22 protein-coding genes are annotated in these 21,366 nt (G+C 71.5%); 18 read left to right on the top strand and 4 right to left on the bottom strand.

Features of this window, described 5'->3' with window-relative positions:
• Window positions 1-23 precede the first annotated feature (23 nt).
• Both FS641_RS12020 and FS641_RS12015 read right to left on the bottom strand, forming a co-directional pair.
• Complete coding sequence (locus FS641_RS12020; RefSeq protein ID WP_144764098.1) at window positions 24-551, bottom strand: YbhB/YbcL family Raf kinase inhibitor-like protein; 528 nt, start codon at window positions 549-551, stop codon at window positions 24-26.
• A 96-nt stretch (window positions 552-647) separates the two neighbouring features.
• Window positions 648-1,298, bottom strand: coding sequence for a TetR/AcrR family transcriptional regulator (locus tag FS641_RS12015; RefSeq protein WP_144764096.1), 651 nt, complete (start codon window positions 1,296-1,298; stop codon window positions 648-650).
• Between the two features lie 238 nt (window positions 1,299-1,536).
• Between FS641_RS12015 and FS641_RS12010 the strand changes: the two genes are divergently transcribed.
• A complete protein-coding gene (locus FS641_RS12010; RefSeq protein ID WP_144764094.1) occupies window positions 1,537-2,874 on the top strand; it encodes a pitrilysin family protein in 1,338 nt (445 codons plus the stop codon).
• Between the two features lie 5 nt (window positions 2,875-2,879).
• Entirely contained in the window at window positions 2,880-3,482 is a 603-nt protein-coding gene (locus tag FS641_RS12005; protein WP_144764594.1) for a histidine phosphatase family protein, read from the top strand.
• Between the two features lie 75 nt (window positions 3,483-3,557).
• Here FS641_RS12005 and FS641_RS12000 read toward each other — a convergent pair whose 3' ends face one another.
• The gene (locus tag FS641_RS12000; protein ID WP_144764092.1) at window positions 3,558-4,076 is read right to left on the bottom strand and encodes a GNAT family N-acetyltransferase; all 519 of its coding nucleotides are present in this window, start codon (window positions 4,074-4,076) and stop codon (window positions 3,558-3,560) included.
• Window positions 4,077-4,099: 23 nt separating this feature from the next.
• Here FS641_RS12000 and dapB point away from each other — a divergent pair, with 23 nt between their 5' ends.
• Window positions 4,100-4,846, top strand: a complete 747-nt coding sequence (gene dapB, locus FS641_RS11995; protein WP_144764090.1) for a 4-hydroxy-tetrahydrodipicolinate reductase — start codon at window positions 4,100-4,102, stop codon at window positions 4,844-4,846.
• A 37-nt stretch (window positions 4,847-4,883) separates the two neighbouring features.
• On the top strand, window positions 4,884-5,291 hold the full coding sequence (locus FS641_RS11990) for a tetratricopeptide repeat protein (RefSeq protein WP_144764592.1): 408 nt from the start codon (window positions 4,884-4,886) through the stop codon (window positions 5,289-5,291).
• Window positions 5,292-5,350: 59 nt separating this feature from the next.
• Here FS641_RS11990 and FS641_RS11985 read toward each other — a convergent pair whose 3' ends face one another.
• Complete coding sequence (locus tag FS641_RS11985) at window positions 5,351-6,262, bottom strand: TIGR01777 family oxidoreductase (RefSeq protein WP_144764088.1); 912 nt, start codon at window positions 6,260-6,262, stop codon at window positions 5,351-5,353.
• Between the two features lie 93 nt (window positions 6,263-6,355).
• On the opposite strand from FS641_RS11985, the gene FS641_RS11980 reads away from it, so the two are divergent.
• The 14 genes from FS641_RS11980 (at window position 6,356) to dapF (ending at window position 20,976) form a co-directional block, all read left to right on the top strand.
• Window positions 6,356-7,171 (top strand): thymidylate synthase, encoded by an 816-nt coding sequence (locus FS641_RS11980; RefSeq protein WP_144764086.1) that lies wholly within the window; start codon window positions 6,356-6,358, stop codon window positions 7,169-7,171.
• A complete protein-coding gene (locus FS641_RS11975) occupies window positions 7,171-7,689 on the top strand; it encodes a dihydrofolate reductase (protein WP_144764084.1) in 519 nt (172 codons plus the stop codon). Before FS641_RS11980 ends, FS641_RS11975 begins: the two co-directional genes overlap by 1 nt.
• 77 nt (window positions 7,690-7,766) lie before the next feature.
• Window positions 7,767-8,744, top strand: a complete 978-nt coding sequence (gene dapA, locus FS641_RS11970) for a 4-hydroxy-tetrahydrodipicolinate synthase (protein ID WP_144764082.1) — start codon at window positions 7,767-7,769, stop codon at window positions 8,742-8,744.
• A 46-nt stretch (window positions 8,745-8,790) separates the two neighbouring features.
• Window positions 8,791-10,467, top strand: a complete 1,677-nt coding sequence (locus FS641_RS11965) for a ribonuclease J (RefSeq protein WP_144764080.1) — start codon at window positions 8,791-8,793, stop codon at window positions 10,465-10,467.
• A gap of 127 nt (window positions 10,468-10,594) precedes the next feature.
• Window positions 10,595-13,510: a DNA translocase FtsK gene (locus FS641_RS11960; protein ID WP_144764078.1), complete on the top strand. Its 2,916-nt coding sequence runs from the start codon at window positions 10,595-10,597 to the stop codon at window positions 13,508-13,510.
• 4 nt (window positions 13,511-13,514) lie between these two features.
• Window positions 13,515-14,150 (top strand): CDP-diacylglycerol--glycerol-3-phosphate 3-phosphatidyltransferase, encoded by a 636-nt coding sequence (pgsA, locus tag FS641_RS11955; RefSeq protein WP_144764076.1) that lies wholly within the window; start codon window positions 13,515-13,517, stop codon window positions 14,148-14,150.
• A complete protein-coding gene (locus tag FS641_RS11950; protein WP_144764074.1) occupies window positions 14,147-14,635 on the top strand; it encodes a CinA family protein in 489 nt (162 codons plus the stop codon). The genes pgsA and FS641_RS11950 overlap by 4 nt, the downstream gene beginning before the upstream one ends.
• Before the next feature lie 153 nt (window positions 14,636-14,788).
• Window positions 14,789-15,097, top strand: coding sequence for a helix-turn-helix domain-containing protein (locus FS641_RS11945; protein WP_058725115.1), 309 nt, complete (start codon window positions 14,789-14,791; stop codon window positions 15,095-15,097).
• Window positions 15,098-15,175: 78 nt separating this feature from the next.
• A complete protein-coding gene (locus FS641_RS11940) occupies window positions 15,176-15,400 on the top strand; it encodes a DUF3046 domain-containing protein (RefSeq protein ID WP_144764072.1) in 225 nt (74 codons plus the stop codon).
• A 262-nt stretch (window positions 15,401-15,662) separates the two neighbouring features.
• Window positions 15,663-16,730, top strand: coding sequence for a recombinase RecA (recA, locus tag FS641_RS11935; RefSeq protein WP_144764070.1), 1,068 nt, complete (start codon window positions 15,663-15,665; stop codon window positions 16,728-16,730).
• Window positions 16,727-17,638: a regulatory protein RecX gene (locus tag FS641_RS11930; protein WP_144764068.1), complete on the top strand. Its 912-nt coding sequence runs from the start codon at window positions 16,727-16,729 to the stop codon at window positions 17,636-17,638. Before recA ends, FS641_RS11930 begins: the two co-directional genes overlap by 4 nt.
• Window positions 17,639-17,658: 20 nt before the next feature.
• Window positions 17,659-19,152, top strand: a complete 1,494-nt coding sequence (gene miaB, locus FS641_RS11925; protein ID WP_144764066.1) for a tRNA (N6-isopentenyl adenosine(37)-C2)-methylthiotransferase MiaB — start codon at window positions 17,659-17,661, stop codon at window positions 19,150-19,152.
• A gap of 10 nt (window positions 19,153-19,162) precedes the next feature.
• Window positions 19,163-20,089 carry a tRNA (adenosine(37)-N6)-dimethylallyltransferase MiaA gene (miaA, locus tag FS641_RS11920; RefSeq protein ID WP_144764064.1) on the top strand — a complete coding sequence of 309 codons (927 nt, stop codon included), beginning with the start codon at window positions 19,163-19,165 and terminating at the stop codon, window positions 20,087-20,089.
• A complete protein-coding gene (gene dapF / locus FS641_RS11915) occupies window positions 20,086-20,976 on the top strand; it encodes a diaminopimelate epimerase (protein WP_144764062.1) in 891 nt (296 codons plus the stop codon). Before miaA ends, dapF begins: the two co-directional genes overlap by 4 nt.
• The last annotated feature ends 390 nt before the right edge of the window (window positions 20,977-21,366 follow it).

The raw sequence follows: 21,366 nt of genomic DNA, 5'->3' as shown, positions 1-21,366 counted from the left end.
GGGGGAGTGCTCGCGCCGGACCCCTACGCCGCGGGGGTCTCCTGCGTGCCCATCAGCACCGCACGCGCGAGGAGGTGGTCACGCAGCATGAAGCCGACGACCGCGGGGGTCGCGTCGGCCGGGACCTCGAGCAGCGGCACGTCGAGTGCGCTGAGCGTGAAGAAGTACCGGTGCGCCCCGTGCCCGGCGGGTGGCGCCGCACCGAGGTAGGTGTCCGAGCCGTACTCGTTGTGCCGACGGAGCGCGGCCGCGGGCAGCAGGGCGTCATCGGTCCCGGCACCGGCCTCGAGCGAGGTCACGTCGCCCGGGATGTCCGACACGCACCAGTGCCAGAAGCCCGAGCCCGTCGGGGCGTCGGGGTCGTACACGGTGAGGACGTAGCTCTGCGTGTCCTCGGGAGCGCCGGACCACGTGAGCGCGGGGGAGCGGTCCGCTCCGCCGGTGTCACCACCGCGGGCGGACGTCGGCAGTTCGCCGCCGTCGGTGAAGTCGGGGCTGGTGAGGGAGAAGGTGGGCACCTCGGGGAGGCGCCAGAGCGGGTCGTTGGCCATGCGCCCAGGCAACCACCGCCGCCCTGGAGACGACCGCAGACCGGACAGGAGGCTCGGAGTCTGCCCGCCACGGGCCTCCCGGCATGCGCGGCGTGGTCAGGACGCGAGGACGCGTTCCGCGACGCGGCCGAGCGCCGCCGTCGCCGCGATCGCGTCGCCGGCGTACGCACCGGACATCGCGCCGTCGCGGGCGAGCATGAGCTCGTCGGCGCCGTCCCCTGGGAGCGGGTGGCCCGATGCCTGCAGGAGGTCGGCGAGCTGCTCGGTGTACCAGTCGCGGTGGCTCGAGACGACCTCGCGGACGGGGTCGCGCGGGTAGTGGTACTCGGCGGCCGCGTTGAGGAACGCGCAGCCGCGGAACTCGGCCTCGTTCACCTCGGTGGAGACGGCGGCGACCCACGCGCGGACGGCGTGCTGCGCGTCGAGCGCGTCGGCGACGAGCTGCTCGAAGCGCGCCCGGACCCGGTCGTGCTGGCCGCGGATGTAGGCCAGGATCAGGTTGTCCTTCGACCCGTAGTGCTTGTAGAACGTCGCCTTCGTGACACTCGCCTCGGAGATGAGGCGGTCGACGCCGACGCTGTGGATGCCCTCCTCATAGAAGAGCCGGGTCGCGGTCTCGAGGATGCGGACCTTCGCGCCGCCGGAGCGGGGAGCCGGGGGGACGCTCGACCCGCCCGGCGACGCGAGGTTCGGATTGCTCGGCCCAAGGAGACGCTGGACGGCCGGTTGGGGGGAATCGACCGTCACAGCGTGGCTCCTTGGGACTCATCGGCTCCGCGGCTGAGCGGGGGGACTCGTGCCGCCGAGGACTGATGTCCCGAGCCACCGGATCGGAATCTAGGGGGGCTACCGATCCGGTGAGAACGACTGTAGCACGATGAGGACAGACAGACAAGTCAGTCTGTCCGCCTCATCTGTACCCCATTTCGAGGCACACGCTCGGACCTCCGACCACACGCGGGGAACCTCAGTAGGCTCGACCGCGATGAACCACCCAGTGCCGTTGCCACTCGAGGCCCCGGACACGTCGTTCCTGACGTCCGGCGGGACCTTCGTCCGCCGAACCGTCCTCCCGTCCGGCGTGCGCGTGTTGACCGAGGCCGTTCCGGCGTCCCACTCGACGAGCATCGGGTACTGGGTCGGTGTCGGTTCGCGGGACGAGCGCCCGGGGCAGTACGGGTCCACCCACTTCCTCGAGCACCTGCTGTTCAAGGGCACCTCGACGCGCAGCGCCCTCGACATCGCCGTGGCGTTCGACTCCGTCGGTGGCGAGCACAACGCCGCGACGGCCAAGGAGTACACGTGCTACTACGCACGGGTGCGGGACACCGACGTCCCGATGGCCGTGCAGGTGATCGGCGACATGGTCACCGACTCCGTCCTCGAACCCCAGGCCTTCGACGTCGAGCGGGGCGTCATCCTCGAAGAGCTCGCGATGGCGGCGGACGACTCCGCCGACCTGGCCGGTGAGGCGTTCTTCGCCGCGGCCTTCGACGGGCACGCGCTCGGCCGACCGATCGGCGGCACCCCGGACAGCATCCGTGCCGTCCAGCGCGACGACGTCCTGGCCCACTACGCGGAGCACTACGCACCGAACGGCCTCGTCGTCACCGCGGCCGGTGCCGTCGACCACGACCGGTTCTGCGACCTCGTCGAGCAGGTCTTCCAGGGCGCCGGCCGGGCGACACCCGTGGCACGACGCACCGCTCAGCCGGCGGCGGACCCCGTCACCGAGCAGCTCGCCGTGATCCACCGTCCGACCGAGCAGGTCAGCATGCTCCGCGGGTCGCAGGGGCTCGACCTCCGCGACGACCGCCGTCCGGTCCTCAGCGTCCTGAACGCCGTGCTCGGGGGCGGCATGAGCTCCCGCCTCTTCCAGGAGGTCCGGGAGCGCCGAGGTCTCGCCTACGCCGTGTCGTCCTTCGCCCCGGCCTACCTCGACAACGGCGCGTTCGGCGTCTACGCGGGGTGCGCGCCGGACAAGGTCGCGGGTGTCGTCGAGATCATCGACGCCGAGTTCGCCAAGATGGTCGACGACGGCATCACGGACGACGAACTCCGCCGGGCCAAGGGGCAGATCGAGGGCGCGGTGACCCTGTCACTCGAGGACTCCGACGCGCGGATGACCCGCCTCGGCCGGGCGGAGCTCGGCACGGGGGAGTTCACCGACCTCGAGACCGCCCTCGCCCGGGTCGACCGGGTGACGACGGGCGACGTGCTCGACCTCGCGCGCGACCTGCTGACCCGCCCCCGGGTCACCGCGGTCGTCGGCGACGTGGAGCGCGCCGCGCTCGAGGCCGCGATCGGCATCGACGGGCGATGAGGGAGATGTCCCACTACCTCTACCTCGTGCGCCACGGCGAACACCAGGACGCGGAGCACGGGCTCCGTGACGGCAAGCTGTCCGAGCGGGGCAAGCGGCAGTCGATGCTCGTCGCGGACCGGCTCGGCGGCGTCCCCTTCGACGGCGTCTACCACTCGCCGCTCGAGGCCCCGAGCGAGACGGCGTCGTTCCTCGCCCAGCGCCTGCCCGCCATCCAGCCGGAGCCCTCGACGCTGCTGTTCGACTGCATCCCGTCCGGTCCGACCCCGGACATGCCGACGGCCTACAAGACCTTCTACGGCGGCATCACCGAGGAGGAGATCGTCGCCGGCCAGGCGCAGATGGGCGATGCGGTCGCCGAGTGGTTCACCCCCGCCGGCCAGGACCGCCACGACCTCCTGATCACGCACAACGCGGTGATCGGCTGGTTCGTCCGCGAGGTCTTCCACGCCCCGGAGTGGCGGTGGATGGGCACGAACGTCGCGCACACGGCGCTGACGATCGTGCGGATCCGGTCGGCGAAGCCGGCCGAGCTCGTCACCCTGAACGACACGGCGCACCTGCCGGTGGAGCTCCGGACGGGCCTGCCGGTCGACCAACCGCTCTGAGCGTCGGCGGCGGTGCCGCGGGTCGTCCAGGACGGACGGGAGGCTCGTGGCGGCGCTCCTGCACCGCCCCCTCCGTCAGTGGCGCGCGTCCGGCGCGGCCGGCGCGACCGGCCGGCGGTACCAGGCGGTCGCGTTGGGGTTGTCGTTGAACGGATCGACGCGCTCGTACCCGCGGCCCCGGTACATCGCCCCCGCGGCGACGAGGGAGTCGTTCGTGTCGAGGACGATCGCCGTCGCGCCGAGTTCGGCACCACGGCGCTCGAGCTCGTCCATCACCGCCGTCGCGACCCCGCGGCCACGACCGTCCGGCGTCACGAAGACGTGCTTCACCTCGAAGCGGACGTCGTCGCCGTCGTCGTCGATCCGCCGGAGCCCGCCGCACCCGAGCGGCGTGCCGGCGGCGTCGTAGGCGACCGCGAACACGCCGTTCGGCGGGGTGAACTCCGCCGCAGGGGTCCGCTTCCGCGTGTACGTGCCCTGCGCACTCGGGAACGTCGCCGCGCGTTCGTCGAGGTAGGCGTCGAGCAGCACGTCGACCTCAGGCAGGTCGGCGGGGACGACGCGGACGGTGACCGGGGTGCGCTCGGTGGTCATGGCTCGATCCTAGGATGGGGATCATGGTCACTCCCGTCGCCGTCGTCGGCGCCACCGGTCGTCTCGGGGGCCTCGTGGCCTCCGTCGTCGAGGAACTCCCGGAGTTCGAGCTCGTCGCGCGCCTGTCCTCGCGGGACGGCGCGCACGAGGCCGGGCCGAGTGTGTTCGGCGGCGCAGCGGTCGTCGTCGACGTGACGGTGCCGGCGCTCAGCCCCGCGATCGTGCAGAACGCCCTCGAGAGCGGCGCGAACGTGCTGGTCGGCACGTCCGGCTGGTCCGCGGCGCGCCTGGCGACGCTCCGTTCCTCGCTCGAGGACCGCCCGGATCAGGGTGCCCTCGTCGTGCCGAACTTCTCGATCGGCTCCGTGCTCGGCACCCACCTCGCCACGATCGCCGCGCCGTGGTTCCCCGCGGTCGAGATCGTCGAGACGCACCACGCCGGCAAGATCGACTCCCCGTCCGGCACCGCCGTCCGCACCGCCGAACTGATCGCCGAGGCCCGGCGCGAGGTCGGCCCCGTCGACGCCCCGCACGTGGACCAGCGCGCCCGGGGCCAGCAGGTCGCGAGCGTGCCGATCCACTCACTGCGGCTCCCCGGCGTGACGGCCGTGCAGGACGTCGTGCTGAGCGGGCCGGGGGAGACCCTGACCATCCGGCACGACACGAACGACGACGTCGCCTACGCACCGGGGATCCGAGCCGCGCTCGCCGCGGTCGGGAGCCTGCGCGGGCTGTCGGTCGGACTCGGCACCGTGCTCGGGATCGGCTGACGTGGGGATCCGCTCGCCGTTCTGGGGTGCGGCGCTGATGGCCGTGCTGCTCGTGGTCTACATCGTGCTGATCGGCGTGCGCGCGGTGGCGTTCATCGCGACGGGGCTCGGCATCGGCATCGCGATCGGCGTCGCCCTGATCGTCGTCGCCGTGATCGGGGCGCTGCTGCTCGTGCTCGAGGTGCGGTTCGGGCTGCGCATCACCCGCCTCGGCGCCCGGCTCGAGCGGGAGGGCGGCACGCCGGACGACGTCGTCGAGGTCCGGCCGTCAGGACGCCCCACCCGCGCGGCGGCGGACGCGCTCTTCCCGGAGTACCGGGCCGCGGTCGAGGCCGCACCGGACGACTGGCGCGCCTGGTTCCGGCTCGGCGTCGTGTACGACGCGGCGGGGGACCGGAAGCGGGCGCGGGCGGCGATGCGGACGGCGCTCGCGCACGCTCGGTAGGCGCGCCCGGTCGGGACAGCGCTCGCGCGCGCCCGGTCCGGACGGCGCTCGCGCGCCCGTCAGAACGCCGCGTCGACCGCCGCCTCGGCGCGCGTTGCCCGGAAGGCGTACCCGGACTCGAGGAGCTTCGTCGGCACCATCTGCTGGCTCGACAGGAGCATCTCGTCCGCGGCGTCCCGGAGCAGGGCCTTCAGGGCGAACGCCGGGATCCGGAACAGGTACGGCCGGTGCAGGTCCTCGGCGACGCGCCGGGTGATCCGCTCGGCCACGGCGGGTTCCGGACCGGCGAGGTTGACCGGGCCGGACACCGCTGCGGCACCATCGGCCGTCGCGAGGTGCACGATCGCGCCGACCTCGTCCTCGAGCGCGATCCACGGCCAGAACTGACCGCCCGTGCCGAGCCGGCCGCCGAGTCCGGCCTTCGTCAGCGGCACGAGGGGTGCGAGCGCGCCGCCGCCCTTGCCGACGACGATGCCCGTGCGGAGCGTGACGACGCGCACGCCGTCGGGGGCCCGGTTCGCGGCGGCCTCCCACGCGGTGCAGACCTCGGCGAGGAACCCGGTGCCGGGTGCCGCGTCGTCCTCGAGCACGTCGGACGGGCGGTCCCCGTAGACGCCGGACGCCGACCCGGACAGGAACAGCCGCGGCGGGGTGCTCGCATGCCGCATCGCCTCGACCAGGGTGTCCGTCGCGTCGATCCGGGAACGACGGATCTCCTGCCGGTAGCCGTCCGTCCAGGGCAGCTTGCCGATGTTCGCGCCCGCCAGGTTGACGACCACGTCCGCGCCGTCCAGGACGGCCGGGTCGAGCGGTCGGCTCCCCGGTGCCCAGCGGAACTCGGTCGGTGTGTGCGGCTCCCGCCGCACCAGGGTGGAGACGTGGTGTCCGGCGTCACGGAGTGCGCGCACGAGCGGCGTTCCGATGAAGCCGGACGCACCGGCGATGAGGATCGAGAGCGGTTGTTCCGTCATGCTGCCAACGCTACTCAGCAGGCCGACGCCAGGCCCGGTACCGCCCCGTCGGTCGGGTCGCCGACGTCGGTGGAGGCGTCTAGGCTCGTCGTCGTGACCGACACCGCCACCACCGTTGCCACCCCGTACGAAGACCTGCTCCGCCGCGTCCTCGACGAGGGTGCCCCCAAGGGGGACCGCACCGGGACCGGTACGCGCAGCCTGTTCGGCGCGCAGCTCCGGTTCGACCTGTCGCAGGGGTTCCCGCTCATCACGACCAAGCGGGTGCACTTCAAGTCGATCGCGTACGAACTCCTCTGGTTCCTCCGCGGTGACGGCAACGCCACCTGGCTGCAGGAGCACGGCGTCCGGATCTGGAACGAGTGGGCCGACGAGTCCGGCGACCTCGGCCCGGTCTACGGCGTGCAGTGGCGCTCGTGGCCGACGCCGTCGGGGGAGCACGTCGACCAGATCGCCCAGGTGATCGAGCAGATCCGGACGAACCCGGACTCCCGTCGGCTCATCGTGTCGGCCTGGAACGTCGCGGACATCCCGGACATGGCGCTCGCCCCCTGCCACGCCTTCTTCCAGTTCCACGTGAACGACGGCAAGCTGTCGTGCCAGCTGTACCAGCGGAGCGCCGACATGTTCCTCGGGGTGCCCTTCAACATCGCCTCGTACGCACTGCTGACGCACATGGTCGCGGCGCAGACCGGGCTCGAGGTCGGCGACTTCGTCTGGACCGGCGGGGACTGCCACATCTACGACAACCACGTCGACCAGGTGCGCGAACAGCTCTCGCGGTCGGCGTACCCGCTGCCGACGATCGAGCTCGCGCCGCGCGACTCCATCGACGACTACCGGTACGAGGACTTCACGGTCGTCGGCTACCAGCACCACCCGGCGATCTCCGGCACGGTCGCGGTCTGATGCCGGACGGCGCCGCCTGGGTCCCGCTGGGCCGCGGTGTCGGCATGGTCTGGGCGCGCTCGACGTCCGGCGTGATCGGCGCCGACGGCGGGATGCCCTGGCACGTCCCCGAGGACCTCGCCCACTTCCGGCAGGTCACCGGCGAGGGCACCGTGGTGATGGGACGGCGCACGTGGGAGTCGCTGCCGGCGCGGTTCCGACCGCTGCCGGGGCGCCGGAACGTCGTGCTCACGCGCGACCCCGACTGGTCCGCCGACGGTGCCGTCGTCGTGCACGACCTCGCGACGGCGCTCGACACCGACGAGCCGGTGTGGGTCATCGGCGGTGGCCAGGTCTACGCCGCCGCCCTGCCGTTCGCGGACCGGGTGGCCGAGACCGTGATCGACAGCGACGTCGCCGGGGACACCGTCGCGCCGGACCTCGACGGCGCCTGGGAGCTCGTCGACGAGGGGCCGTGGCAGGCGTCCCGCGCCGACGGGATCCGCTACCGCTTCGTCGAGTGGCGCCGGCGCGCCTGAGCCGCACTGGGCCTCCCGGCAGGCCACCGTCCGCGCGGACGGCGGAACCGGCGCGCATCCCCGGTACGCTGGTGGCCGTGTCCCCGCGTGAGAATCCCTTCGGCCAGGTCCTCGTCGCCCTCGTGACCCCCTTCACCGCCGACGGTGAGGTCGACTGGCCGGGTGTCGAGCAGCACATCGACGACTGCATCACCGCCGGCGCCGACGGCATCGTCGTCACCGGCACGACGGGTGAGACGTCGACGCTCACCGACCCCGAGAAGCTCCGACTGGTCGAGGTCGGCAAGTCCGTCGCCGCCGGCCGCGCGAAGATCATCACGGGCGGCGGCTCGAACGAGACCGCGCACGCGATCCACCTGTACAAGCAGAGCGAGCGGGCCGGCGCGGACGGCGTGATGATCGTCACGCCCTACTACAACAAGCCCACGCAGGCCGGCGTGCTCACCCACTTCCGGATGATCGCGGACGCCACCGACCTGCCGGTCATCCTCTACGACATCCCCGGGCGCACCGGCATCCCGATCACGTACGAGACCATCGTGCGTGCCTCGAAGCACCCGAACATCCTCGCCGTGAAGGACGCCAAGGGCGACTTCGCCGAGGTGTCCCGGGTGCTCAACAACACCGACCTCATGTACTTCTCCGGGGACGACACGAACGTCCTCCCGCACCTGTCCATCGGTGCGACGGGACTGATCGGCGTCACCGCCAACATCACGAGCACGCCGTACCGCACCATCGTGGACGCCGTGAACGCGGGCGACCTCGCGACGGCGACCGCGGAGCACAAGCGCGTCGAGCCGCTCGTCCGCGCGGTGATGACGCACGTCCCCGGCACCGTCGCAGCGAAGTACATCCTGCACGGGCTCGGGCGCATCGGCAGCCCGCGCGTGCGCCTGCCGCTCGTCGGCCCGGAGGACTCCGAGGCCTACGCCATCGAGACCTCCCTCGAAGCGGTGCACGGGATCCCCGGCGCCGACTTCTCCAACTTCCGACCGGACCGCAACGCCGCGGCCGGCGGTGCGCTTCCGAAGGTGCCAGGCACCACCCGTTGATCGACCGCGGCGCGCAGGTGCGCGCCGCCGAAGCAGTCAGGACCGAATGCCCACGCAAGTCTCCGAACCCCAGCCCCTCGAGCCGGGCACCCTCCGCGTCACGCCGATCGGCGGCCTCGGCGAGATCGGTCGCAACATGACCGTCTACGAGTACGAGGGCAAGCTCCTCATCGTCGACGCCGGCGTGCTCTTCCCCGAGGAGCACCAGCCGGGCGTGGACCTGATCCTGCCCGACTTCGCGCCGATCCGGCACCGGCTCGACGACGTGCTCGGCGTGGTGCTCACCCACGGCCACGAGGACCACATCGGTGCCGTGCCGTACCTGCTGAAGCTCCGCGCGGACATCCCGCTCATCGGCTCCACGCTGACGCTGGCGCTCGTCGAGGCCAAGCTCAAGGAACACCGGATCAAGCCGTACACGCTCGTCGTGGCCGAGGACCAGACCGAGCAGATGGGTCCGTTCCACCTCGAGTTCGTCGCCGTGAACCACTCCATCCCGGACGCCCTCGCCGTGGCGATCACGACCCCGGCCGGCCGCGTGCTGCACACGGGCGACTTCAAGATGGACCAGCTGCCGCTCGACGACCGCATCACCGACCTCCGCGCCTTCGCGCGACTCGGCGAGGCCGGCGTGGACCTGTTCCTGCCGGACTCCACCAACGCCGACGTCCCCGGGTTCACCGCCCCGGAGCGCGACATCGGCCCGGTCCTGGAGAACATCATCATGCGGGCGCGCAAGAAGGTCGTCGTCGCGAGCTTCTCCTCGCACGTGCACCGCGTGCAGCAGGTCCTCGACGCCGCGGCCGCCGCCGACCGCAAGGTGGCGTTCATGGGCCGGTCGATGATCCGGAACATGACGATCGCCGCCGAGCTCGGGTACCTGCGGGTGCCGGAGAACGTGCTAATCGACACGAAGAAGGCCAAGAACGTCCCGGACGACCAGATCGTCTACATGTCGACGGGGTCCCAGGGCGAGCCGATGGCCGTCCTGGCACGCATGGCGAACCTCGAGCACCAGATCGAGATCGGCGAGGGCGACACCGTCATCCTCGCGTCCTCGCTCATCCCGGGCAACGAGAACGCGGTCTACCGCGTCATCGACGGCCTGACGAAGCTCGGCGCCAAAGTCGTGCACAAGGGCAACGCGAAGGTGCACGTCTCCGGGCACGCCTCCGCCGGCGAGCTCCTCTACTGCTACAACATCCTGCGCCCGCGCAACGTGCTCCCCGTGCACGGCGAGCACCGGCACCTCTACGCGAACGCCGACCTCGCGATCCAGACGGGTGTCCCGCCGCGGAACGTCATCCTCGGTCAGGACGGCATCGTCGTCGACCTCAAGGACGGCCTCGCCTCCGTCGTCGGGCAGCTCGACATCGGCTACGTCTACGTCGACGGGTCGACGGTGGGCGAGATCACCGACGCCGACCTCAAGGACCGCCGCGTGCTCGCCGAAGAGGGCTTCATCTCCGTCTTCTGCGCGGTCGACTTCGCGACGGGTCAGTGCGTGATCGGCCCGGAGATCCAGTCCCGCGGCTTCGCCGAGGACGACTCGGTGTTCGACGACGTCCGCCCGCAGATCGCGCGGGCGCTCGCCGACGCGGCCGGCAACGGCACCCGCGACCAGCACGCGTTCAGCCAGGTGGTCCGCCGCACGGTCGGCCGCTGGGTCAACACGAAGCACCGTCGTCGCCCGATGATCGTCCCGGTGATCATCGAGGCCTAGCCGCCACCAGAGCCGGCCAGGAGGCTCGGTGCAGGTCCGTGACGGACCCGCACCGAGCCTCCTGGCCGTCCAGGGCCGCGAGCGCGCCTCCGCCTGGTTGTCCGGGGAGCGGGCTAGGGTTCTGCCCATGGCCGGAGGCACCAAGTCGACCACGCGCTCGCGCGCGTCCACGTCGTCCCGCGGAGGTGGGACGCGCGGAACGTCGCGCACCCAGGCCACCACGAAGAAGCTCCCGCAGGCGCCTGCGGTCGAGTTCGGCGGCCCGAACCCCCTCGTGAGCGCCTGGATGGGCATGGCGCACGGCGTCGGGGCGATGTTCCGGCTGCTCGGCAAGGAGACGCTCGAGAAGGACCAGCGCCGCGACGGGTTCCCGTTCTTCCTCTTCGTCCTCGCCATCGCCGGCGCGGTCGTGGAGTGGCTGAACCCGACCAACGCGGTCTCGATCGCGCTCGACGCGTACACGTTCGGCGGCCTGTTCGGGCGGCTGGCGTTCGCGCTGCCCGTCATCATGGTCGTCTTCGCGGGGTGGTTGTTCCGCCACCCGGCGTCCGTGCACGACAACACCCGGATCGGGATCGGGCTCGGGCTGCTGCTCGTCTCCATCGCCTCGCTCTGCCACGTCTTCGGCGGCCAGCCGAGCGCATCCGACGGCATGCCGGCCCTCGCGTCGGCCGGCGGGGTCATCGGCTGGGTCGTGATCGGGTGGCTCGTGGCGGTCGCCACCGCGTGGATCGCGGTCCCCGTCGCGATCGTGCTGCTCGTGCTGTCGCTGTTCATCATCACCAAGACCCCGCCGAACAAGCTCGGGCGTCGGCTGCACGAGCTGTACGCGTACCTCTTCGGTGCCCCGGCGCCCGCCCCGGTCGACGACGACGCCGTGGCCGCCGAGCCGACGAAGCCCGTGCGCCGTGGCGGCAAGGGCAGGACCGACTCGCAGGGGCTGCAGCTCTTCGACGACCTCGGGTTCGCCGAGGACCAGCCCGACGGCGACGGCGACGAGCACATCCCGTGGTGGCGGCGCAACAAGTCCGGGCGTGAAGAAGACCCGGCGTACGACAGCCCGGTCATCCCCGCGGCCGGGACCGCTCCCGTCTCCCCGGCGCCCGCACCGAGTGCGGCGGCGTCGCCGAACGCCGGTGCCGCGGCCGGCCTCGTCGACCACACACCCGCCGAGCCCGCCTCGGTCAACCTCAACGACTCCGTCGAGCAGGACGTCGCCGCCGACCTCGACCGCGCCGAGCAGGCGCTCCGCGACTTCGGTGCCCCGGCGCCTGCGGCGACGGGGCCCGCCGGGCGGGACGAGCCCGCGGTGGTCGAGCCGATCCTCCCGGCAGCGGCCGCCGAGCCCGTCGACGACGCGGCGGACGCGTTCGTGCCGGAGCCCGCGGACGACCCGTCGAAGCCGTACCGCCTGCCGGCCGCGACCACGCTGAGTGCCGGGACGCCCTCCGTCGCGCGCAGCCAGGCCAACGACGACATCGTCGCGGCGATCACCGGCGTCCTCACCGAGTTCAAGGTCGACGCGAAGGTGACCGGGTTCTCCCGCGGCCCGACGGTCACCCGCTACGAGATCGAGCTCGGGCCGGGTGTCAAGGTCGAACGCGTCACGGCGCTGTCGAAGAACCTGTCGTACGCCGTGGCCTCGAACGAGGTCCGCATCCTCTCGCCGATCCCGGGCAAGAGCGCGATCGGCGTCGAGATCCCGAACTCCGACCGCGAGATCGTGTCCCTCGGCGACGTGCTCCGGTCGAGTGCGGCGACGAAGTCGAAGCACCCGATGACGATCGGCGTCGGCAAGGACGTCGAGGGCGGGTTCGTGGTCGCGAACCTCGCGAAGATGCCGCACCTGCTCGTCGCCGGGTCCACCGGTTCCGGCAAGTCGGTGTTCATCAACTCGATGATCACGTCGCTGCTGATGCGTGCGAAGCCGTCCGAGGTCCGCATGGTCCTCGTCGACCCGAAGCGCGTCGAGCTGTCGATCTACGCCGGTGTCCCGCACCTGATCACGCCCATCATCACGAACCCGAAGAAGGCGGCCGAGGCGCTGCAGTGGGTCGTGAAGGAGATGGACATGCGGTACGACGACCTGGCGTCGTTCGGCTTCCGCCACGTCGACGACTTCAACAAGGCCGTGCAGAACGACGAGATCGTGCTGCCCGCCGGCAGCGAGCGGAAGCTCAAGCCGTACCCGTACCTGCTCGTCGTGGTGGACGAGCTCGCCGACCTGATGCTCGTCGCCCCGCGGGACGTCGAGGAGTCGATCGTCCGCATCACGCAGCTGGCCCGTGCCGCCGGCATCCACCTGGTGCTCGCGACCCAGCGTCCCTCGGTGGACGTCATCACCGGGCTGATCAAGGCGAACGTCCCGTCGCGCATCGCCTTCGCGGTGACGAGCGTGACCGACTCCCGCGTCATCCTCGACCAGCCCGGAGCCGACAAGCTCATCGGGCAGGGCGACGGGTTGTTCCTGCCGATGGGCTCCTCGAAGGCCGTCCGCGTGCAGGGCGCCTGGGTACAGGAGAGCGAGGTCGCCGAGGTCGTGCAGCACGTCACCCGGCAGGCCCAGCCCGAGTACCGGCAGGACGTCGCCGCCGTGGTCGAGCGCAAGGAGATCGACGCCGACATCGGTGACGACCTCGAGCTCCTGCTGGCCGCCGTCGAGCAGGTCGTCTCCACGCAGTTCGGGTCGACGTCGATGCTGCAGCGCAAGCTCCGCGTCGGGTTCGCGAAGGCCGGCCGTCTGATGGACCTGATGGAGTCGCGCGACATCGTCGGTCCGTCCGAGGGCTCGAAGGCGCGCGACGTGCTCGTCACCGCCGACCAGCTGCCGAGCGTGCTCGCGAAGCTCCGCGGCGAGGAGCCCCCGGCGGCTCCCGCTGCCACCGGTGGCCAGGGCGCAGGACCCACGGAGGGCGGGCCGGCGTCCGCCACCGACGACGGCGACCGGTACGGCGCCGACCCGGTGGGAGACATGACGCGCGGGTACGATCAGGTCGAGGACGAACCGGACGAGGACGCCTGGGGCCTCACGGGCAGGGAGTGACACGATGACCGCCTCGGAAGGCACCAAGACGAACCGGTTCCCCTGGCGGGGACGGCTCGTGCGCAAGGGACCAGGACCGGCGTCGACGGCGAACATCGCCAACGTCATCACGGTCATCCGGATCCTGATGGCCCCGCTGTTCTTCGTGTTGCTGCTGGCCGACGCCGGGCACGACGGACCGACCCGCATCTGGGCAGCTGTCCTGTTCGTCGTGGCGATCGTCACCGACAGCGCCGACGGCATCATCGCCCGGCGCCAGGGACTCGTGACGGACTTCGGCAAGCTCGTCGACCCGATCGCCGACAAGGTCCTCATCGGCGGGGCGCTCGTCGCCCTCTCGATCCTCGGCGAGCTGCCGTGGTACGTGACCGTCCTGATCATGGTCCGCGAGATCGGCATCACGGTGTTCCGGTTCGCGGTGCTCTCCGACCGGGTGATCCCGGCGAGCCGCGGCGGCAAGATCAAGACCGTCCTGCAGGCCGTGGCGATCACGCTGGCGCTGTTCCCGTGGTGGAACATCGCCGGGGACGTCGCGCACTGGACGAACGGCATCCTGATGACCGCCGCCGTCATCGCCACGGTCTGGAGCGGCCTCGACTACCTGTGGCAGGCGTGGAAGCACAACCGGACCGCGGCGTGAGCCTCGCCACCGCCACGGTCGAGCTGCTCGCCGGACGGGGAGAGACCGTCGCGGTCGCCGAGTCACTCACGGGCGGGCTCGTCGTGGCGACCCTCGTGGGTGTGCCCGGTGCGAGCGCGGTCGTGCACGGTGGTGTGGTGGCGTACGCCACGCCCGTGAAGGCCAGCGTGCTCGGCGTCTCGGGGGAGCTGCTCGCGGCCAACGGCGCCGTCGACCCCACGGTCGCCGAACAGATGGCGAGCGGGGTCCGGACGGTGCTCGCGGTCGACGGTGTGCCCGCCACCTGGGGGATCTCCACGACGGGTGTGGCCGGGCCGGACCCGCAGGACGGCAAGCCGGTGGGCACCGTGTTCGTCGGGATCGCCTCGGCGACGACGGCCCGCTCGTTCGCGCTGCACCTCGACGGGGACCGACAGGCAATCCGTCAGGCCGCCGTCTCCGAACTCCTGACACGACTGATCGACCGGCTCGGAGCCGGGGAATAGCCCCGGTTTCCACTGGGTTACATCTCACGCAATCTCCAGCAGGACGGCAGCCCAGGTGGCTAGCATGCTGCAACCGGCAACGCTCATGTTGCCGAACCCGAACCAGTCAGCCCGACCGGTCCGGCGCGGAGACGACAGGAAGGAGGAGTTCTCATGGTTCTCGTTCGTCAGGAAATCGGCGACGTTCTGCGGGACTTCCGCTTGCAGAAGGGCCGGACCCTCCGTCAGGTCGCGTCCAAGGCCAGCGTCGCGCTCGGGTACCTCAGTGAGGTCGAGCGCGGGCAGAAGGAAGCCAGCTCGGAGATCCTCGCGTCCGTCGCGGACGCGCTGGACACCCCGATCTCCACGATCATGCGCGAGGTGGGCGACCGTCTCGCCGTGGTCGAGGGTCTCACCCCGGTCCCGGACACGCTCCCGGACGAGCTCGTCGCCGAGTTCGACAACGACCTCGCGGTGCGCTGAGCCGCACTGCACACGAACGCCCTCGTCGGTCCGCCGACGGGGGCGTTCGCCGTTCGTGACGACGCTTAGGGTGGTCTGATGCGTGTGAGTGAGTTCTGGCGGGCGGTCGACCAGGTCTTCGGTGCGGCCTACGGCGCCGTCGTGTCGCGCGACGTCGTGCTCGAGGAACTCGGCGGTCGTTCTGCCGCCGAGGCCCTGGCGGCCGGCGTCGACACCCGGAAGGTGTGGGACGCCCTGTGCGAGTCGCAGGACGTGCCACAGGACCGGCGACACGGCAAGGGACTGCTCGAGCCCCACGACTGAACTCGGTCCCCACCCGAACACGTGTTCGGCGTGTCGCTCGAACGCGTGTTCGAGGGGTGGTAGCTTCCTGCACAGCGGCGTGATCGACGGTTTCCTCCACAGACAGCGCGGCGACCGGCAGTGATGTCGGTGGCCCGCCCTAGGTTCGAAGCCATCGGGAACACGCCCGAAGCCTTGTCGAAGAACCAGCGGCCCTGCACCATCGGCCGCCGGGGGCGGGACAGCCTACAGGCGGCCGACATCGAGCACGAAGGAGCACACCATGCCATCCCCCGCAGACCGCGAGAAGTCCCTCGAGACCGCACTCGCGCAGATCGACCGGCAGTTCGGCAAGGGTGCGGTCATGCGCCTCGGCTCGGACGAGCGCGCCCCGGTCGCCACCATCCCGACCGGTTCCGTCGCCCTCGACGTCGCGCTCGGCATCGGCGGGCTCCCGCGTGGTCGCATCATCGAGATCTACGGCCCGGAGTCCTCCGGCAAGACGACCCTGACGATCCACGCCATCGCGAATGCGCAGCGCAACGGTGGCATCGCCGCCTTCATCGACGCCGAGCACGCGCTCGACCCCGAGTACGCCAAGAAGCTCGGCGTGGACATCGACGCCCTCCTCGTGTCGCAGCCCGACACCGCAGAGCAGGCACTCGAGATCGCGGACATGCTCGTCCGTTCCGGCTCGATCGACCTCATCGTGATCGACTCCGTCGCGGCGCTGGTGCCCCGCGCCGAGATCGAGGGCGAGATGGGTGACTCGCACGTCGGTCTCCAGGCACGCCTCATGTCCCAGGCGCTCCGCAAGCTCGCCGGTGGGCTGAACCAGACCCAGACCACGATGATCTTCATCAACCAGCTGCGCGAGAAGATCGGCGTGTTCTTCGGCTCGCCGGAGACCACGTCCGGTGGTAAGGCGCTGAAGTTCTACGCCTCTGTCCGACTCGACATCCGTCGCATCGAGACGCTCAAGAGCGGGACCGACGCCGTCGGCAACCGCACCCGCGTCAAGGTGGTCAAGAACAAGATGGCGCCGCCCTTCAAGCAGGCGGAGTTCGACATCCTCTACGGGGTCGGCATCTCGCGTGAAGGCTCGCTGCTCGACTTCGGCGTCGACCACGGCATCGTCAAGAAGTCGGGTGCCTGGTACACCTACGACGGCGACCAGCTCGGGCAGGGCAAGGAGAACTCCCGCACCTTCCTGATCCAGAACCCGGAGGTCGCTGCCGAGATCGAGGGCAAGATCCTCGCCAAGCTCGGCATCGGTGGTGCCAAGGCCGACGCGGCACCGGCGCCGGTCGAGTCCCTCGAGCCCAAGCTCGCCGCGCGCAAGGGCGCGTGACGGACCGCAACGACGGCGACGACCTCGCACCGGTCACCGACCTGTTCGGTGCGAGGTCCCGTCGTCGTGCGGCCGCGTCCGCACCTGACCCCGATCCGTCGGGGCGTCCGGCTTCGGCCCCTGAGTCGGAGCGTGCTGACGACGGCCGTGCTGATGATGGCCGTGCTGACGAAGGCCTCGACGCGGACGCCGGTCTCGACGCCGACGCCCCGGTTCCGCTGCACGGCACCCGGTCCGAGTCCAGCTGGCTGTCGCCGGTCGTCGGTGACGGCAGTGGGCGGAGTGCGCGAGCCGAGCAGGCCGGCTACGACGAGGAGCAGGCCGACGCCACGACCGCGTCGGTGTTCTCCATCGTCGGCGGTGACGAGATCGACCCGTCGGACGCACCGAGGCCCCTCGACGAGCAGCGTGCCGACGCCGAACGGCTCAGCATGCGGGCCCTCGGACGTCGGGGTGTGAGCGAGTCGGAGATGCGGACGATGCTCGCGGGCAACGACCTCGACCTCGGGGTCGTCGAGGACGAAGTCGAGCGGCTCACGCGGGTCGGTCTGCTCGACGACGTCGCCCTCGCGACGGACCTCGTCGACCGGCTGCACGACCGCAAGGGTCTCGGTCGGCAGGGTGTCGTCGCCGAACTACGGCGCCGCGGCATCGACCAGGCGGCGATCGACGCCGCGCTCGACGCTGCTGCCGACGACGAGGACGACGAGTTCGTCCGGGCGATCGAGCTCGCGCAGAAGCGCGCCGGGCAACTCCGCGGACTGGACCGGGCAACGGCCGAACGGCGGCTGTCCGGGTTCCTGATGCGGAAGGGCTACAACGGCGGCGTGGTGCGGGTCGCGGTGGAACGTGCGCTCGGCGGCGGACCACGGAACGGCCCTCCGCGCGGCACCGTGCGGTTCGAGTAGCGATCTACACTGGGACGACCATGGGAACCGTCGCAGCGAAGCCCCGCACCTACGAAGTCCGCACCTACGGCTGCCAGATGAACGTGCACGACTCGGAGCGGCTGAGCGGGTCGCTACAGGCCGCCGGGTACGTCGCCGCGGACGGCGACCAGGCGGACGTCGTGGTCATCAACACCTGTGCGGTCCGGGAGAACGCCGACAACCGTCTGTACGGCAACCTCGGGCAGCTCGCGGGCATCAAGCGCGAGCACCCGGGCATGCAGATCGCGGTCGGCGGCTGTCTGGCGCAGAAGGACAAGAACGTCATCCTCGAGAAGGCGCCGTGGGTCGACGTCGTGTTCGGCACGCACAACATGGGGTCGCTCCCGACGCTGCTCGAGCGGGCGCGGCACAACGGCGAGGCACAGCTCGAGATCCTCGAGGCGCTGGACGTCTTCCCGTCGACCCTGCCGACCAAGCGTGACTCCACGCACAGCGGCTGGGTGTCCATCTCCGTCGGGTGCAACAACACCTGCACGTTCTGCATCGTCCCGTCGCTCCGGGGCAAGGAGAAGGACCGCCGTCCGGGGGACGTCCTCGCCGAGATCCAGGCACTCGTCGACGACGGTGCGATCGAGGTCACCCTCCTCGGGCAGAACGTGAACTCCTACGGCGTCGAGTTCGGCGACCGTCAGGCGTTCGGCAAGCTCCTCCGCGCTGCGGGCCAGATCGAGGGCCTCGAGCGCATCCGGTTCACGAGCCCGCACCCGGCGGCGTTCACGGACGACGTCATCGACGCGATGGCGGAGACGCCGAACGTCATGCCGCAGCTGCACATGCCGCTGCAGTCGGGGTCCGATCGCGTGCTCAAGGCGATGCGTCGGAGCTACCGCAGCGAGCGCTTCCTCGGCATCCTCGACCGGGTCCGAGCGGCGATCCCGCACGCGGCGATCTCGACCGACATCATCGTGGGGTTCCCCGGCGAGACCGACGACGACTTCGAGGACACGCTGCGCGTCGTCGAACAGGCGCGCTTCGCGTCGGCGTTCACCTTCCAGTACTCCATCCGTCCCGGCACCCCGGCCGCGACGATGGGCGACCAGCTCCCCAAGGAGGTCGTCCAGGCACGGTACGAGCGGCTCGTCGCGCTGCAGGAGCGCATCACCGACGAGGAGAACCAGCGGCAGGTCGGACGGACCGTGGAGGTCCTGGTCGCCACGGGTGAGGGCAAGAAGGACGACACCACGCACCGGTTGTCCGGACGCGCGGAGGACTCGCGCCTGGTGCACTTCTCGGTCCCGATCGGGTCCGACGTCCCGCGTCCGGGCGACGTCGTGACCGTCGAGGTCACCCGCGCCGCGCCGCACTTCCTCATCGCCGACGGTGACGCTCCGCTCCGGATCCGACGGACCCGTGCCGGCGACGCCTGGGACCGTGCGCAGGCAGAGTCGTGCGGTGTCCCGACCCCCGCGGTACCCGGGTCCGGGCCGAAGCCGGTGTCGCTCGGGCTGCCCACCCTCCGTGTCGGGCGCTGACGCCGACCGCGTGGACGATCCCGCACTGATCGCCGTCGTCGGGGCCACCGGCACGGGGAAGTCCGACCTCGCGATCGCGATCGCCGACCGGTTCCGCGCGCACGGTCGGAACGCGGAGATCGTCAACGCCGACGCCATGCAGTTCTACCGCGGCATGGACATCGGCACGGCGAAGGTCCCGCCGGGTGAGCGACACGGCATCCCGCACCATCAGCTCGACGTCCTGGACGTCACCGACGAGGCCAGTGTCGCCGCGTACCAGCGCGACGCCCGTGCGACGATCGACGGGATCGTGGCGGACGGCGGTGTCGCCGTCCTCGTCGGGGGGAGCGGGCTGTACGTGTCGGCCGTGCTCCACGACCTGGACTTCCCCGGGACGGACCCGGAACTCCGCGCCGCCCTCGAGCGTGAGCACGCGGAGCACGGCTCCGGCGTGCTCCTGGCACGGCTGCGCGAACTCGACCCGGCGGCGGCCGCGGCGATCGACGCACGCAACCCGCGCCGGTTGATCCGAGCCGTCGAGATCGCGAGCCGGTCGGACCGCGTGACCCCGAGCCTCCCGTCCGCGCCGCGCGCATGGCGCCCGGCCCGGGTTCTGCACCTGCGTCGGGACCGCGCGCAGCTCGTGGCGTCCCTCCACGACCGGGCCAGCACGATGTTCCGGGCCGGACTCGTCGACGAGGTCGCCGCGCTCCGCGAGCGTGGGCTGGAGCAGGGACGGACTGCTCGGGCGGCGATCGGCTACGCGCAGGCGCTCGAGGTGCTGCGCGGCGACGCGACGCTCCCCGACGCCGTCGAGGCGACCGCGGTGGCGACGCGGAAGTACGCGCGTCGGCAGGTGTCGTGGTTCAAGCGGTACGGCGAGGCCGAGGACCTCGACGTGACCGGGGTCGACCGGCCGGGACTGGCGACGGTGGCCCGTAGGATCGTCCCGTGACCGAGCTGCACTTCACCAAGGGCCAGGGGACCGGCAACGACTTCGTCCTGTTCGCCGACCCCGACGCCACGGTCGACCTGACCCCCGAGCGGATCCGCGCGATCGCCGACCGCCGCTTCGGTGTCGGTGCCGACGGCGTCATCCGCGCGGTGCGGAGTGCGGCGATCCCGGAGGGACGGGCGATCCTCGCGGAGGACCCGGCGGCGACGTGGTTCATGGACTACCACAACGCCGACGGCACGGTCGCGGAGATGTGCGGGAACGGCATCCGGGTGTTCGCGCGGTACCTGACGGAGTCCGGTCTGGTCGAGCTCGGCGCTGGGGAGACGCTGTCGGTCGGCAGCCGGAAGGGCATCGTCGACATCCAGCGCCAGACGAACGGCTTCTCCGCGGACCTGGGCCGATGGGGTCTCGGCATCGAGGGCGGCGGATCGGACGACGTGCTGGTCCGGGCGAAGAACCTCGACCGCGCTCGGCCGGGGCTCGGCATCGACGTCGGCAACCCGCACGTGGTCGTCGCCGTCGCCACCGAGGACGAACTCGCCGATCTCGACCTGACCTACGTCCCCGTGCTCGATCCGGCGCCCGCTGCTGGTGCGAACGTGGAGTTCGTGCTGCCGGGGGACCCGCTCGTGCAGGACGGGATCGGTCAGATCACCATGCGCGTGCACGAGCGCGGGAGCGGCGAGACGCTGTCGTGCGGTACCGGGGCGGTCGCCGCGGCGCTCGCGACGCGGTACTGGGCCGGGGCGAGCGCGCCGGACACGTGGCGGGTGCGGGTGCCGGGCGGTGTCGTCACGGTGCGGATGTTCGCGGCGGAGGACGGCGAGCACGTGTCGCTCGCGGGGCCGGCGGAGCTGGTGTTCTCGGGGGACCTGACGGTCTGACGCTGCGGGGGCGCTGGGCGGGGGCGTGGGCGCGCGGGTGGGGCGCTCGCGCTGGGTGGGGCGTGGTAGGGCGGGGGCGTGGTGCGAGGTTGTTCGCGCGGTGCGGTGCTGCTGCGGCGCACGGGGCGATCTACCTCGCACCGCTTGAGCAACGGCGCACCGTGCGGAGGGCGGGCGAGCGGCGCGGGCGGGCCTTCACGTGGTGCGAGCTTGTTCGCGTGGTGCGGTGCTGCTCCGGTGCACGGGGCGATCTACATCGCACCGCTTGAGCGTCGGCGCACGGTGCGGAGGGCGGGCGAGCGGCGCGGGCGGGCCATCACGTAGTGCGAGCTTGTTCGCGTGGTGCGGCGCTGCTCCGGTGCACGGGGCGATCTACATCGCACCGCTTGA

This window comes from Curtobacterium sp. 9128 (assembly GCF_007673775.1).
GTDB lineage: Bacteria > Actinomycetota > Actinomycetes > Actinomycetales > Microbacteriaceae > Curtobacterium.
Note: the sequence above shows the minus strand (reverse complement) of the source record. Positions and strands in the feature narration are given on the sequence as shown.